This window comes from Fulvivirga sp. AWR4_260 (assembly GCF_056158185.1).
In genome coordinates this window covers 1,152,910-1,166,620 of the sequence record NZ_JBSWSU010000015.1, presented here as the reverse complement: position 1 = coordinate 1,166,620, position 13,711 = coordinate 1,152,910, and the positions used below count along the sequence as shown (strand labels likewise).

General features: G+C 36.9%; 13 protein-coding genes and 1 tRNA gene. 2 read left to right on the top strand and 12 right to left on the bottom strand.

What is annotated here, in order from left to right; genetic code table 11:
• Positions 1-8: 8 nt before the first annotated feature.
• Positions 9-2,417, bottom strand: a complete 2,409-nt coding sequence (locus ACXACQ_RS11480; protein ID WP_474976089.1) for an alpha-ketoacid dehydrogenase subunit alpha/beta — start codon at positions 2,415-2,417, stop codon at positions 9-11.
• A 305-nt stretch (positions 2,418-2,722) separates the two neighbouring features.
• Here ACXACQ_RS11480 and ald point away from each other — a divergent pair, with 305 nt between their 5' ends.
• Positions 2,723-3,838, top strand: a complete 1,116-nt coding sequence (gene ald, locus ACXACQ_RS11475; protein WP_474976088.1) for an alanine dehydrogenase — start codon at positions 2,723-2,725, stop codon at positions 3,836-3,838.
• A 48-nt stretch (positions 3,839-3,886) separates the two neighbouring features.
• Here the strand turns inward: ald and ACXACQ_RS11470 are convergent, their stop codons facing one another.
• Positions 3,887-4,333, bottom strand: coding sequence for a type I restriction enzyme HsdR N-terminal domain-containing protein (locus tag ACXACQ_RS11470; RefSeq protein ID WP_474976087.1), 447 nt, complete (start codon positions 4,331-4,333; stop codon positions 3,887-3,889).
• A gap of 91 nt (positions 4,334-4,424) precedes the next feature.
• On the opposite strand from ACXACQ_RS11470, the gene ACXACQ_RS11465 reads away from it, so the two are divergent.
• Positions 4,425-6,215, top strand: a complete 1,791-nt coding sequence (locus ACXACQ_RS11465) for an SLC13 family permease (RefSeq protein ID WP_474976086.1) — start codon at positions 4,425-4,427, stop codon at positions 6,213-6,215.
• 4 nt (positions 6,216-6,219) lie between these two features.
• Here ACXACQ_RS11465 and ACXACQ_RS11460 read toward each other — a convergent pair whose 3' ends face one another.
• The 10 genes from ACXACQ_RS11460 to ACXACQ_RS11415 form a co-directional block, all read right to left on the bottom strand.
• The gene (locus tag ACXACQ_RS11460) at positions 6,220-7,530 is read right to left on the bottom strand and encodes an MFS transporter (protein ID WP_474976085.1); all 1,311 of its coding nucleotides are present in this window, start codon (positions 7,528-7,530) and stop codon (positions 6,220-6,222) included.
• A gap of 72 nt (positions 7,531-7,602) precedes the next feature.
• The gene (locus ACXACQ_RS11455; protein ID WP_474976084.1) at positions 7,603-8,067 is read right to left on the bottom strand and encodes an ExbD/TolR family protein; all 465 of its coding nucleotides are present in this window, start codon (positions 8,065-8,067) and stop codon (positions 7,603-7,605) included.
• Between the two features lie 12 nt (positions 8,068-8,079).
• On the bottom strand, positions 8,080-8,664 hold the full coding sequence (locus ACXACQ_RS11450) for an ExbD/TolR family protein (RefSeq protein ID WP_474976083.1): 585 nt from the start codon (positions 8,662-8,664) through the stop codon (positions 8,080-8,082).
• A complete protein-coding gene (locus tag ACXACQ_RS11445) occupies positions 8,664-8,990 on the bottom strand; it encodes a hypothetical protein (protein WP_474976082.1) in 327 nt (108 codons plus the stop codon). The genes ACXACQ_RS11450 and ACXACQ_RS11445 overlap by 1 nt, the downstream gene beginning before the upstream one ends.
• 55 nt (positions 8,991-9,045) lie before the next feature.
• A complete protein-coding gene (locus tag ACXACQ_RS11440) occupies positions 9,046-9,876 on the bottom strand; it encodes a MotA/TolQ/ExbB proton channel family protein (RefSeq protein WP_474976081.1) in 831 nt (276 codons plus the stop codon).
• Between the two features lie 90 nt (positions 9,877-9,966).
• A tRNA-Ser gene (locus ACXACQ_RS11435) sits at positions 9,967-10,054 on the bottom strand.
• An 87-nt stretch (positions 10,055-10,141) separates the two neighbouring features.
• A complete protein-coding gene (locus tag ACXACQ_RS11430) occupies positions 10,142-11,215 on the bottom strand; it encodes an asparaginase (RefSeq protein WP_474976080.1) in 1,074 nt (357 codons plus the stop codon).
• Positions 11,212-11,982, bottom strand: a complete 771-nt coding sequence (locus tag ACXACQ_RS11425) for a TatD family hydrolase (protein ID WP_474976079.1) — start codon at positions 11,980-11,982, stop codon at positions 11,212-11,214. The genes ACXACQ_RS11430 and ACXACQ_RS11425 overlap by 4 nt, the downstream gene beginning before the upstream one ends.
• A gap of 52 nt (positions 11,983-12,034) precedes the next feature.
• Positions 12,035-13,063 carry a glycosyltransferase gene (locus ACXACQ_RS11420; protein ID WP_474976078.1) on the bottom strand — a complete coding sequence of 343 codons (1,029 nt, stop codon included), beginning with the start codon at positions 13,061-13,063 and terminating at the stop codon, positions 12,035-12,037.
• A 74-nt stretch (positions 13,064-13,137) separates the two neighbouring features.
• Positions 13,138-13,704 carry a polysaccharide deacetylase family protein gene (locus tag ACXACQ_RS11415; protein ID WP_474976077.1) on the bottom strand — a complete coding sequence of 189 codons (567 nt, stop codon included), beginning with the start codon at positions 13,702-13,704 and terminating at the stop codon, positions 13,138-13,140.
• Between the last annotated feature and the right edge of the window lie 7 nt (positions 13,705-13,711).

Here is a 13,711-nt window from a genome sequence, read left to right as displayed (position 1 = left end):
TTATTAATTTAATTATAGATGTCAGGGAATTTCTCAGGATTAGCCTCTGACATCATTTCATAAATTCTATCAAATACCTCTTCAGTATTTGGTTTAGAAAAATAATCTCCATCAGACGCATAAGCAGGCCTATGCTCTTTCCCTGTAATGGTTAAGGGCTTAGAGTCTAAGTAACGATATGCATTTTGCTCTTCGAGCACCTTTTGCATCATAAATGCTGTAGCACCACCTGGCACATCCTCATCTGCAAATACTACTCTGTTAGTTTTCTTCACTGATTCTACTATGGTGTGATCAATATCGAAAGGAAGTAATGATTGCACATCAATTATTTCGCAAGTAATACCATACTCTTTAAGCTGATCTGCAGCCTCGGCTATAATCCTGCACATAGATCCATAAGTAACAATAGTAACGTCATCACCTTCGCGCAGCACTTCTGGCTTACCCAGAGGAACCGTTACTTCCGCAAGGTTTTCTGGAATTCTTTCCTTTAACCGGTAACCATTCAAACACTCTATTATAATAGCAGGATCATCAGATTTAACCATAGTGTTGTAGAATCCTGCAGCTTGCACCATATTACGAGGCACCAATACATATATACCTCTAATACTATTCAAGATCATACCCATAGGAGAACCCGAATGCCATACACCCTCAAGCCTATGCCCACGTGTTCTAATGATCAGAGGGGCATTTTGACCTCCGCGAGTACGGTAATGCAATGTAGAAAGATCATCTGAAAGCGTTTGAATAGCATACAACAAATAATCTAAATACTGTATTTCTGTAATAGGACGCAGCCCACGCATAGCGGCTCCTATTCCTTGGCCTATAATTGTTGTTTCTCTAATTCCTGTATCTGTTACGCGAAGCTCTCCGTGCTTACTTTGCAATCCGGCAAAGGCCTGATTAACATCTCCGATTTTACCTACATCTTCGCCTATAGCAAATACTTCGGGATAATTCTGTAACAACTGATCAAAACAAGCCTGCAACACCTCTCGGCCATCTACTAATTGAGTATCTTCGTTGTACACAGGTTTTACCTCTGCAATTTTAAGTGCGCTTCTTTCAGACTCACTATATAAATGTGAGCTATAATGATCGAAATTATCCGCTTCCACTCGCTTTACCCACTCTATCAACTTCTCTCTGGTGGCAATTTTCTCTTTTCTAATTACACGCAATGCCTTCTTCACCGCCTTTATACTATCTAGCCTGATAGGGTTCAAGGCATTTGCCAGTCCATCTCTAATACCTTTAAGCACATCTTTATGTGCACTTTCGTGTATCGCTTGTTTCAGTAGCGCTAGCGCCAGCTTTTCATCATCTTTAATGCTAATATTAAATGCTTTCCAGGCCCTATTCTTTGCGTCTTTAGCAAACTGACGCGCATTATTTTCTATTTTAGTAAGTTCATCTTCATCCGCTAATTCATTTTCAAGAATCCACTCACGCATTTTCTTAATACAGTCATGTTCCTTCTCCCACTCTAATCTTTCTTTTGACTTGTATCTTTCGTGCGAACCTGAAGTTGAATGCCCTTGAGGCTGAGTCATTTCCTCTACATGTACTAAAGTAGGTATATGCTCCTCTCTAGAAACTTTCGCTGCCTGCTGAAAAGTCTCAAGCAAAGCTTCGTAATCCCATCCTTTGACAGTAAAAATCTCATAGCCATTAGTACCTTCTTCGCGCTGAAAACCTTTCAGCACCTCTGAGATACTGCCTTTTGTAGTATGATATTCTTGAGGCACTGAAATACCGTAGCCATCATCCCATACAGCTACCAACATGGGTATTTGTAACACGCCTGCCGCATTTATAGATTCGAAGAAAATCCCTTCTGAGGTAGAAGCATTACCAATAGTACCAAAGGCTACTTCATTTCCATTTATCGACAAATCTTTACGATAATGTAAGTCCTTATTCTCTCTAAATAACTTAGAAGCATAGGCCAGACCTACCAATCGCGGCATTTGAGCTGCAGTAGGAGAAATATCACCACTACTATTCTTTAATTCACTTAATGCTTTGAGGTTTCCATTATCATCTAGCATACGAGTGGCGAAGTGGCCATTCATCAGCCTTCCTCCAGAAGCAGGGTCAGCTACAATATCAGTATGAGCATATAACTGAGCAAAATACTGATCTAAAGTAAGCTCTCCAATAGCCAGCATAAAAGTTTGATCTCTGTAATAGCCAGATCTAAAATCTCCATTTTTAAAGGCTTTAGCCATGGCTATCTGTGCAATCTCCTTACCATCTCCAAAGATTCCAAACTTCGCTTTACCCATAAAAACTTCTTTCCGTCCTATTAGACTGGCTTCTCTACTTTGGCATGCCAACTCGAAATCATGTAATATTTCGGCTGTTTTTTTTGAAGTTTTCTGTATGGTCTTAACTGCGCTCAAATCTATAGATTTTTAAGGGGTTATATAATCACACTATTATTCGAAAGGATAGCAAAAATAATCAAAAATAAGAAGCTTTCAAACTAACAAAATCGGTGAAAAATTTAATAAATCGCAAAATTCAGAAATGAATCTAATTAATTTCGCAAACGTTAGTCAGCTCTTATTAAAAATTTCATTAAAACATTTTTTTATGAAATTTAATTTTAAGACATTTCACCTCCCTCCTTTCAAATTAGCATTTTTTTTCATTAAAATGTACATGTACTTTATATATTTGTGACGTATTCTAAAATATTTATGCCATGATCATAGGTGTACCAAAAGAAATTAAAAATAATGAAAACCGTGTAGCGCTTACTCCGGCAGGTGCGCAAGAGTTCGTGAAGGCGGGCCACACAGTATATCTACAAGCTACCGCTGGTGAAGGAAGCGGCTTTTTAGACTCAGATTATGAAACAGCAGGTGTTAACATTTTACCTACCATTGAAGAGGTATATGCCATCGCTGAGATGATCATGAAAGTGAAAGAGCCAATAGAGGCTGAGTATAAACTCATCAAAGAAAATCAATTAGTTTTCACTTATTTCCATTTTGCATCATACGAACCTTTAACTAAGGCGATGATCGAGAGTAAGGCCATTTGTTTAGCTTACGAAACAGTGGAAAAAGCTGACAGAACTTTACCTTTACTTATACCTATGTCAGAAGTGGCTGGTAGAATGGCAGTACAAGAAGGTGCTAAGTATTTAGAAAAGCCTCTTCAAGGTCGTGGTATTTTACTTGGAGGTGTACCTGGTGTTAGACCTGCAAAAGTACTAGTACTTGGTGCTGGGGTAGTAGGAACTAACGCAGCTAAAATAGCCGCAGGTATGGGAGCTGATGTTACCATCATGGACATCAATCTTCAGAGATTAAGATATCTTGATGATGTAATGCCTGCTAACGTTAACACATTCATGTCTAACGAGTTCAACATCCGTGAGCTTATCGGTACTCATGACTTAATTATTGGTGCAGTATTAATTCCTGGAGCTAAAGCACCTCACCTCATCACCAGAGATATGTTAAAAGACATGGCTCCTGGCACTGTATTAGTTGATGTAGCCGTAGATCAGGGCGGATGTATAGAAACTTGTAAGCCTACTACTCACCAAGACCCTACTTACGTAATCGACAATGTACTTCACTATTGTGTAGCTAACATGCCTGGAGCAGTACCTTACACTTCTACTTTAGCACTTACCAATGCTACATTACCTTATGCATTACAACTTGCTAACAAAGGATGGAAAAAGGCTTGTCAGGAAAACAATGAATTAAAACTTGGATTGAATATTATTCAAGGAGAAATTGTATACAAAGCTGTAGCTGAGGCTTTTGATTTAAGCTACACTGAAGTTGATAAATATTTAGCTTAATTTGCTAGAAGAATCTATTACAAGGAGCAGCCAACACTGCTCCTTTTTTTATGCTTCGCAAAAAGGAACATCTTCAATAAAACTTATCTTCTGGGTCAACCTGTCGTAACTACAACAATAATGGTTCAACCCGTTAGAAACCACAATATAAGGCGACATCAACTGAGTATTATAAACCGAAACCTGATCAAAACTAGCCTGTGTAATCTTAACTTCCGAAGCCTTACACTCAATTACAATAAACGGACTCCCCTCCTTATCATAGACAATAATATCAGGTCGTTTTTGTAAACTATTATACTTCAAACCTGTTTCTACCTTTATTAAAGATTTAGGATAACCTCTATGATCAATCAAAAAATGTATAAAATGCTGACGCACCCATTCTTCAGGCGTTAATCGAATATATTTCTTCCTTATGATATCAAATATTTCAAATTTCCCCTCGTTTTTTCTGATTTTACTTTCAATTTTGGGGAGATTCAATGTATGCATACGCAAAGTTAGAGAAACTTTAAATGCAAGATCAAAAGATTCTAAAATTATTAAAGGATAAAATTATCAATAACCCCGGCTCACATCAACCATGAGTATTATTCCACTAGCCTACCAGCCTTATTTTGTTCTTGCTGTCATTGCTCTATTATTCGTAAGCATATACTTAGAACTAATAAAACCATCAGCGAGCTTCCTCTTTGCCGTCATTATATTTCTGTTATTTGGAATACTTACTCCTACACAAGTACTCGATGGGTTCTCTAACCAATCCATAGCCAGCGTAGTATTACTCATACTAATTACTGCAGGCATAAGAAGCAATTTCAATGTAGAATTATTCTTAGATAAGATATTCGGCAAAGCAAAAACCTACAGATCGTTTTTACTATCCATGATGAGCAAAGTAGCCATCTTATCGTCATTCGTAAACAACACGCCTGTAGTAGTTTTAATGACACCATATGTATTTTCTTGGGGTAAAAAAAATGGCATTTCGCCATCAAAACTACTTATCCCTCTTTCATACAGCACTATCATTGGCGGTATGATTACCTTAATAGGTACTTCCACCACTCTGGTTTTAAATGGCTTTATAATTGAGCATAATTTGCCAGGGTTGGACACTACCGCATTATTCATAACTGGCATCTCTGTGGCCATTCTGTGTATTGCGTTTCTAGCATTTTTTGGCAAAAGGTTGCTTCCTAACCATACAGATATTATAGAAAAGTTTGAAAGCAACAAACGAGAATACCTTATCGAGATCAGGTTAAGCACCGACAGTCCTTTGGTAGGTAAAACTGTGGCTCAGGGTGGATTACGAAATTTGAACGGAGTCTATTTAGTGGAAATAGTTAGAAACAACAAGCTCATTTCACCCGTAAGCCCCAAAGAAATAATTCAGGCAGACGATGTACTTATTTTCGCAGGAAACACTTCTAATATAGTAGACTTAACGCTAGCAGATTTTGGCGTAAAGTTACCAGATCACCTTTCTCCTGCCTCCAACGGGCGAGTAAGGGTCATAGAGAGTGTGGTTAGTGCTAATAGCAGCTTGATAGGAAAAACCATAAAGACCAGCAATTTTAGAGAAAGATACGATGCAGCTGTAGTAGCTGTACATAGAAATGGAGAAAAGCTAAGTGGAAAAATAGGCCGCATTACTATAAAAGCTGGAGACGTATTTTTAATGTATGCAGGTGAAGATTTTAATGACCGCGTTGATCTTTACAAAGATTTATACATCATCACTGGAGAGAACAAGGAAATTAAACCTTCTCAAAATCAAAACAGCAAACTATATATAATATTAGGTCTGGTAGCTTTATTAGCCATTACACAGGTGTTTAGCCTCTTTGTATCCTTACTGATCATTTTCAGCTTAATGACCGCCATGAGGCTAATTACCATCCAAAACATAAAGCGAGACTTAGATGTAAACATGGTGGCCATACTAGTTCTATCTTTGGCACTGGGAGAAGCCATGATAAACACAGGTACAGGTCAACTATTAGCTAATACCGTAGTAGATCTACTAGCTCCATATGGCAAAATATACCTTCTTGTAGGCCTTATGATAGTGACTACCATGTTAACATCATTCATTACGAATGTAGGTGCTGTTTCTATTTCCTTTCCTATTGCATTGGCCATCACTACAGACTTACACCTTAATGGTGCACCATTCTATCTGGCCATGGCATTTGCCGCATCAGCAGCATTCCTTACTCCTGTTGGCTATCAAACCAACCTGATTATATACGGCCCAGGAGGCTATAATTTTAAAGATTTCTTCAAAATAGGCCTCCCTATTACCATATTATATTTGGCTACCGTACTATGCTGCATTATACTACTTTATAAAGACGTATTTATATAATGAATTAAGCTCTATTCTTTTTTAGCACCTTATCCATTGGGATTTTTAATAGTAAAAGAAAGCTCATTCCAACTATAAAAAATATCATTAAAGTGAGGGTGCTATTACGCATATTACCTGTTATTTGCTCTATCGCACCATATGCAAAAGTACCTACCACTATTGAAATATTTAAAGTAACATCGTAAAAGCTAAAGTATGAGGCATGATCTATACTATCAGCAGGAATAAGTTTAGCATATGTAGATCTGGAAAGTGACTGTATACCTCCCATAACCAAACCTACCACAAAAGCCAATACAAAAAATTCCATACTAGAATAAACAAAATATGCTCCTAGGCAAATGAATATCCATATAAGCACCATTACCATTAGTGAAAACCTATTCCCTTTACGTTTACTTAAAAACGCAAATACATAAGCCCCCACTATGGCCACTAACTGAATAATTAAAACTGTAATAATGAGCTCTTCATCTGCTAGCTTTAACTCTTTAGAACCGAAAGTAGCGGCAAGATACATTACAGTCTGAACTCCCATATTATAAAAGAAAAAGGCCAATAAATAAAGCTTCATTACTTTCAGCTTCTTAATTCTTTTAAAAACCTTTATTAATTCCGCATACCCCTCTATCAAAATATTGCCTTTTGCTTCTCGTTTATATACATTATCTGGTAATCGAGAGAAGGAAATATGTGCAAATAGAATCCACCAAACACCTACCATCAAAAAAGATGTCCTCGTGGCTATTCCTTTATCACTAAAGCCAAAATAATCATATCCCTCTATCATCAGTAAGTTAATGATGAGCAACAATACACTACCGATGTAACCAAGTGCATATCCCTTGGCACTGACCCTATCAAATCGGTCTTCAGTAGCTATTTCAGGAAGAAATGCATCATAAAAGACAATACTCCCTGAGTAGCCAATGCTTGCACATACCGAGCACAATATAGCCCATTCAACATTACTAGGGCCTGTAAAGAAATATAAGCCTATGCATGACAATGCCCCTAAATACATAAAGAGCTTCATAAAAAGCTTCTTTTTACCGCTATAGTCAGCTATACCTGACAATAACGGTAATATCAGCGCTACAAAAAAGAATGAGAAGGAAAGTGAGTAGGCATATAAAACTGAATTAGTAATTTCTATTCCCAAAAACCGTACTTTATCACCATGCTCAGCAGAAACACTAACGCTGTTGTAATAGATTGGAAAAATAGCTGAAGTAATAACGAGAGAATAAACAGAATTTGCCCAATCATACAAACACCACCCGTTTATTACTTTATTATTATTAAGTTCCATTAAAATAATTAAATAAAAAAAGGGCTAATGCCTAAGCAGTAGCCCTTTTAGTGAATTTTATTCTAAAGCAAATTAATCGTCTATAGTTTTTTGAAGCGTAGTGTAAAGAAGTTTACGTGCATTTGCTTTACGTAACTCCAATTCTACGTCAGAAACTATACCTCTTTTTGCTTCTTCGTCAACTTTCATTGCAACAGTCAACTGGTCTCTTTCAACCTCATCTAACTTGTCTTTCTCTTCATTTACCCACTGAATAACATCATCAGGAGTAATGAAAACATCGTTAGCCTGAATTTTTGGTTCAGAACCAAATTCAGCAGTTTTCTTTGGTTGACCTATATAAAGGTATGAAACTAAAGATTTACGTTGAAGTTTTCTCAATTGAGTTGCCTCAGGAATTCTCTGCTTCACGTTTACTGTCACTTCTCTCATAACCGTAGTTACCATAAAGAAGAACAATAGCATGAAGATAATATCAGGCAATGCTGAAGTAGGGATTTCCTGCTTAGTGTTCGCTTTTTTCTTAAACTTTGACATACTTCAACCTCCTTAGTTTGATGTTTTTGATGGTTCCGCGATAGAAATGTTCATTGGAAATTCCAATTCACCATTTTTCAAGCCACGGCCTTTATCATATAACCTTTTATTTTCAGGATCACCTAAATCATTAGCGATATCTCTCCAACGTTCATTAGTTACACCAATTCTTTCAGCATACATATCATAGTATGCACCTTGAATTGCATCTAACACTTCAATGAACATCTCTTGGCTAGTACCTCTATCTGTTTTAAATGAAACGATTGCATCCTTAGGACTATCTGAACTTTTAGGGTCTTTACCGTTATTAAGCACAAAAGTCTTGATATCTTCTCGTAAATCCTCCACGTTCTCCATTGGTTCACCTTCCACCATTACTTTATCGGCTGAGTTTACCAGAATAGTAAATAAATTTCTCTCTGGTATCTTAACGTCTGTATTTACAATGTCCTCAGGACTAGGAGGCAATTGCAAACTCAAACCTCTGTCATTAGCTATAGTAGTAGTAACCAAGAAGAAGATCAAAAGTAAGAAGGCAATATCTGCCATCGAACTTGAATTTATTGAAGGCTCTTCTCTTTGTTTCTTAGCCATTACTTAATTGCTTTATTGATTTCAGAAAATATTACACCTATTACGGATATAATAAATAGAATATACATGGTAAGCAATGATCCTCCTACTAATTGAGAAGTAGAGGCATCCACATTTGCATCAATATAAGCATTAGTTACTTCGTTGCTAGAGGCACCCCAAGCTACTAAGAATAATACTACAATTGCTACAACACCGATAGCTCCTTTTACTAATACTTTTGGATTACTCAAAGAGTTAATCAATGGAAGTACAACCGCAGCTAAAATTGCTAAGGCTACCATACCCATTGCTAACCAAAGAGCAATATCTATGAAATTTTCCATATTAATTAATTTAATAAATTGGTTCTCTTATTTAACTTTTAACGAGGAGCTTTAATTAAGCTCTTCCAGTAAGCTTGTGCTTAACTAATAAGTCAACCAAAGAGATAGAAGCATCTTCCATTTGGTTTACAAGAGAGTCAATTTTAGATACTAAGTAGTTGTAGAATACCTGAAGGATAATACCTACGATAAGACCAGCTACTGTAGTTAATAACGCAACTTTAATACCTTTTGCCACAACTTGAGGAGAGATATCACCTGCAGCCTGAATAGAGTCGAATGCACCAATCATACCAATTACAGTACCGGTGAAACCAAGCATTGGAGCAAGAGCGATGAAAAGAGATATCCATACTAAACCTCTTTCTAATCTACCCATTTCTACTGATCCGTAAGCAATGATAGATTTCTCAACCATTTCGATACCTTCAGACATTCTCATTAATCCTTGAGTAAAGATAGATGCTACAGGACCTCTAGTATTTCTTGTTACTTCTTTAGCAGCTTCAACACCACCAGAAGCTAAAGCGTCTTCAACTCTTGCTAATAATTTATCAGTGTTTGTAGTAGCCATGTTAAGAGTAATGATTCTCTCGATAGCGATTGCTAATCCTAAAATCAAACAAACTAATACTGGCGTCATCCATTCTACACCACCTTCTATAAATTTTTCTTTTACTACTTGTTGGAAAGAAGCATCTTCTTCTACTGCTTCAACATCTGTCTCTTCAGTCATAACTGGCTCTTCTTCAGTCATAGCTGGCTCTTCGGCTACTGTAGTATCAACTTCTGTAGATGCTGTATCAGTAGTGTCTGATTGAGCATTAGCTTGATATCCAAGGGTAAAAATCCCTACTAGCGCCAGTAATGTAAATAGTTTTTTCATAATTCAAGTTTTAAATATTTCTCAGTTTGCAGAGATTGTTAAACGATTACAATTTATAGTTAAAAGTTAGTTAAATAGTTACATGTTTAGCAGAGAGGAAGGGATTCGAACCCCCGGTACCCTTTTGGGGCACACTCACTTTCCAGGCGAGCACCTTCAACCACTCGGTCACCTCTCTAATTTAGCAAAGCCTTTCGCTCCACAAGCAGCACAAATAAATCAATAAAAAACGCTTTATGCAAGCATAAAATAAATTTAATAATCATTAATTCAACGTCAATTCACCGCTCATTGGCTCCATAAGCCTTTTTCTAACACTCTCAATATCATCCTCCTCTCCTAGTACCATCATAAGTTTTGTGATTGCGGCTTCTAAAGTCAAATCAACACCCTCTATAACACCTATCCGCTGTAATTGTTGGCTTGTGCCATACCTACCGTGCATCACTCGCCCTCCGGGGCACTGAGATACGTTTACGATAACGATTCCACGTGCAGTGGCACTCTTTAATAAATTAATAAACCAACTAGCGCTAGGTGCATTTCCTGCACCATACGTTTCTAATATTACACCTCGTAGGTTTGGAGTGTTAAGTACTGCAGCAACAGCTCCTTCAGTAATACCTGGGTGTAACTTTAGTATAACTACATTAGGGTCAAATTTATTATGTAGAATTAATTTTTTATTCTTTTTTGCTTTTTTTATTACAGCGGTATTATAATTAATAGTTACTCCTGCCACGGCCAGCTTAGGGTAATTTTCTGACTGAAATGCATCAAAATGAATACTTTCAACCTTCTTGGCCCTATTTCCTCTCAGCAATGAAGAATCAAAATAAATGCATACTTCTGGCACTAAAGGCTCTCCCTCTTCACTCTTAGAGGCAATTTCCAATGCTGTAATCAAATTTTCTCTAGCATCGGAACGCAATGAAGATATTGGCAATTGTGCTCCCGTAAATACCACTGGCTTGTTTAAGTTCTCTAACATAAAACTGGCAGCAGAAGCTGTAAAGGCCATGGTATCGGTGCCGTGCAGCACTACAAAACCATCGTATTTATCATAATTTTCATATATGATACTGCCTAACAACTGCCATTCTTTTATACTTATATTAGAAGAGTCTATTGGCTCATCAAATGAGATTACAGTAAGGTTAAGCTCTAATTGCTTTAACGAAGGCACATGATATAATATGGAGCTAAAATCAAAAGGTATTAACGTACCTGATTCATCGTGCACCATACCCAGTGTACCTCCTGTATATATTAATAAAACAGAAGACTGTGGTTCTCTTTTAGATGAAGTAATTATTTTTATATTAGTCGACTGTTTCATTCTTTAAATAACTTTTGAGCATTTGCGGTGGTCACCTCGGCCAAATGATCGATATCGCATTTTAAATATTCGGCCACCTTTTTAGCAATAATAGGAATATACGATGGCTCATTTCTTTTGCCTCTGTGTGGAACAGGTGGTAAATAAGGGCTGTCTGTTTCCAGTACTATATCATTTATATCTAAATGAGGAACTACAGTGTCCATACCTCCATTTTTAAAAGTGCAAACTCCCCCCAACCCTAGATAAAATCCTAAATCTGTGATTCGCTTGGCTTGCTCTACAGATCCTGTAAAGCAATGAAATACGCCTGTTAAATCATCTGATTTCAATTGCTCTACCATCTCTATAGTTTCATCCATAGAATCTCTACAGTGAATAACTATTGGTAGTTTGTATTTTTTAGCCCAACTCACCTGTATTTCAAAGGCTTCTTTTTGCTGCTCCCAAAAAGACTTATCCCAATACAAATCAGTTCCTATCTCTCCTATTGCTTTAAACGGCCTCTTTGCCAACCACTCCTCTACCACGTACAATTCCTTTTCAAAATCTCTATTTACAGAACAAGGATGCAATCCCATCATGGATATGCAGTTATCAGGATATTTCTCTTCTAACTCCATCATACCATCAATGGACTCATGGTCAATGTTTGGCATATATATCTTTGAAACTCCCTCCTCTATCGATCTCTCTATAGTATCATGCACATCTCCTTCAAATTTATCAGAGTATATGTGTGCATGTGTATCTACTAATTGTCTCATTTCACTTATATAATTTCACAACTATTTAAAAGTCACAAGTGAGCAATACAGATTAATACTTACGCCCTTTCCAATTCACTTTTATCGGCATTAAATAGAATAACCCCGAAGATACTGACAAAAGCAATGAGTAAACCTCATACTTTACATAATCGGCCAAAAAGACCTTTTGCCTCAACTTGCTAGCAGCTAAGCTAATGAATAGAGTTTGAACAATAACTTTGAAAACACAAGTAAATATGCCTAAAAGAGGAAAAACAATTAAAAGTACAATTGAGACTAAATAATACAATGCTTGGGATAATAGCAGTGCCACATGAATGGTTGGCAACTGCACGGCTCCTTTCATCCATCTTTTTCTCTGGTGTAAAAGTTGACGAACGGTTGCTATAGGTTGAGATTCTGCTAGCACCTCTTTACTATATAATTGTATTAAACCATATCCCTTTTGCTTCACCTGCTTAAACAGCTCATAATCTTCGGTTACACTAAATGGAATAGATTCGTATCCTCCTATACTTTCATAAGCCTCTCGCGTTATCATCATGTTATTTCCCATGGCTGTAACGGGCTTATTCAATAATGACGATACCTTTATCATGGCCAATGCAAACATCCAATCTATTCGTTGAAATTTTGCTCCTTGCACTAAAGTAACTCCAGTAACAATGCCTAAATGGGGATTAGTGATACATGGCGCAATCATATGCTGCACCCATGATACAGGCACCTCTATATCTGCATCTGTAATAAGAAAGTAATCTCCTGTGGCTTGTGTAGCCAATTGGGCAAGCACGTTAGCCTTTCCTCTGGCATTGCCCAATTTATCTTTAACCCTAAAGCATTTCACATTTGGATACCTAGATGAATAGCTATCTATAATAGATAAAGTTTCATCCTCAGAATCATCATCACCAATTAAAATTTCAATCTTATTCTGCGGATAATTCAAATTAAGAAGACTTTCTATACATCTAGAGATATTCTCTTCCTCATTTCTGGCAGCAACAAGTATAGACACCCTACATGTATTATTATTGATAATGGTGTGAGCCCCTGAATACGGGTTTTTAATTCTCACCCAAATGACACAATAAACTATGTCTGAAAAAATAGTTATTAAAGAAATGAAAAAGCAAAAGACTATCAGCCAACTCATAGGGCTTTAAACAAGTAACCTTGTTTGGAAAAGTGCTCCAAATAGCGTGGCAACGTATATTTTATATTATTCTCCGCTTTTACGTTATCATGAAAAACCACAATACTGCCATCGGCTGTTGCCTTAATGCTTTTTTCCAAGCAAGATTTAGGGGTAATTTTAGCACTAAAATCACCTGTTAAAACATCCCACATGACTATATCATACTCCTTGGTAAGTATTTTTATCTGATTTCTTTTAATACGCCCATAGGGTGGTCTTAGTAACTTTTTACCCTGGCCTAGTTTTTCTAATCGGTCGTGACATTTAGCTACGTTGGCAATGTACGAAGGGGAGTCTACCGACCAGCCATTCATATGATTATAAGTATGATTAGCCAAGGTATGTCCGGCATCAATACTCATTTCAGCAATTTTGCTATTCTTTAACAGGTTTTCACCTACACAAAAAAAGGTAGCTTGTGCATTATAATCTGCTAAAACATCTAAAATAAACGGAGTCAGTTTAGGAATAGGCCCATCATCAAAGGTAAGGTATATAGTAGGCTCCTTAGAGGTAGGCATATCCCAA

Excerpts from the sequence above, each read along its gene's own strand:
- ACXACQ_RS11450 (WP_474976083.1), bottom strand. The coding sequence starts at position 8,664 with ATGGCTAAGAAACAAAGAGAAGAGCCTTCAATAAATTCAAGTTCGATG.
- ACXACQ_RS11455 (WP_474976084.1), bottom strand. The coding sequence starts at position 8,067 with ATGTCAAAGTTTAAGAAAAAAGCGAACACTAAGCAGGAAATCCCTACT.
- ACXACQ_RS11430 (WP_474976080.1), bottom strand. The coding sequence starts at position 11,215 with ATGAAACAGTCGACTAATATAAAAATAATTACTTCATCTAAAAGAGAA.
- ACXACQ_RS11460 (WP_474976085.1), bottom strand. The coding sequence starts at position 7,530 with ATGGAACTTAATAATAATAAAGTAATAAACGGGTGGTGTTTGTATGAT.
- ACXACQ_RS11465 (WP_474976086.1), top strand. The coding sequence starts at position 4,425 with ATGAGTATTATTCCACTAGCCTACCAGCCTTATTTTGTTCTTGCTGTC.
- ACXACQ_RS11425 (WP_474976079.1), bottom strand. The coding sequence starts at position 11,982 with ATGAGACAATTAGTAGATACACATGCACACATATACTCTGATAAATTT.
- ACXACQ_RS11445 (WP_474976082.1), bottom strand. The coding sequence starts at position 8,990 with ATGGAAAATTTCATAGATATTGCTCTTTGGTTAGCAATGGGTATGGTA.
- ald (WP_474976088.1), top strand. The coding sequence starts at position 2,723 with ATGATCATAGGTGTACCAAAAGAAATTAAAAATAATGAAAACCGTGTA.
- ACXACQ_RS11415 (WP_474976077.1), bottom strand. The coding sequence starts at position 13,704 with ATGCCTACCTCTAAGGAGCCTACTATATACCTTACCTTTGATGATGGG.
- ACXACQ_RS11470 (WP_474976087.1), bottom strand. The coding sequence starts at position 4,333 with ATGCATACATTGAATCTCCCCAAAATTGAAAGTAAAATCAGAAAAAAC.
- ACXACQ_RS11440 (WP_474976081.1), bottom strand. The coding sequence starts at position 9,876 with ATGAAAAAACTATTTACATTACTGGCGCTAGTAGGGATTTTTACCCTT.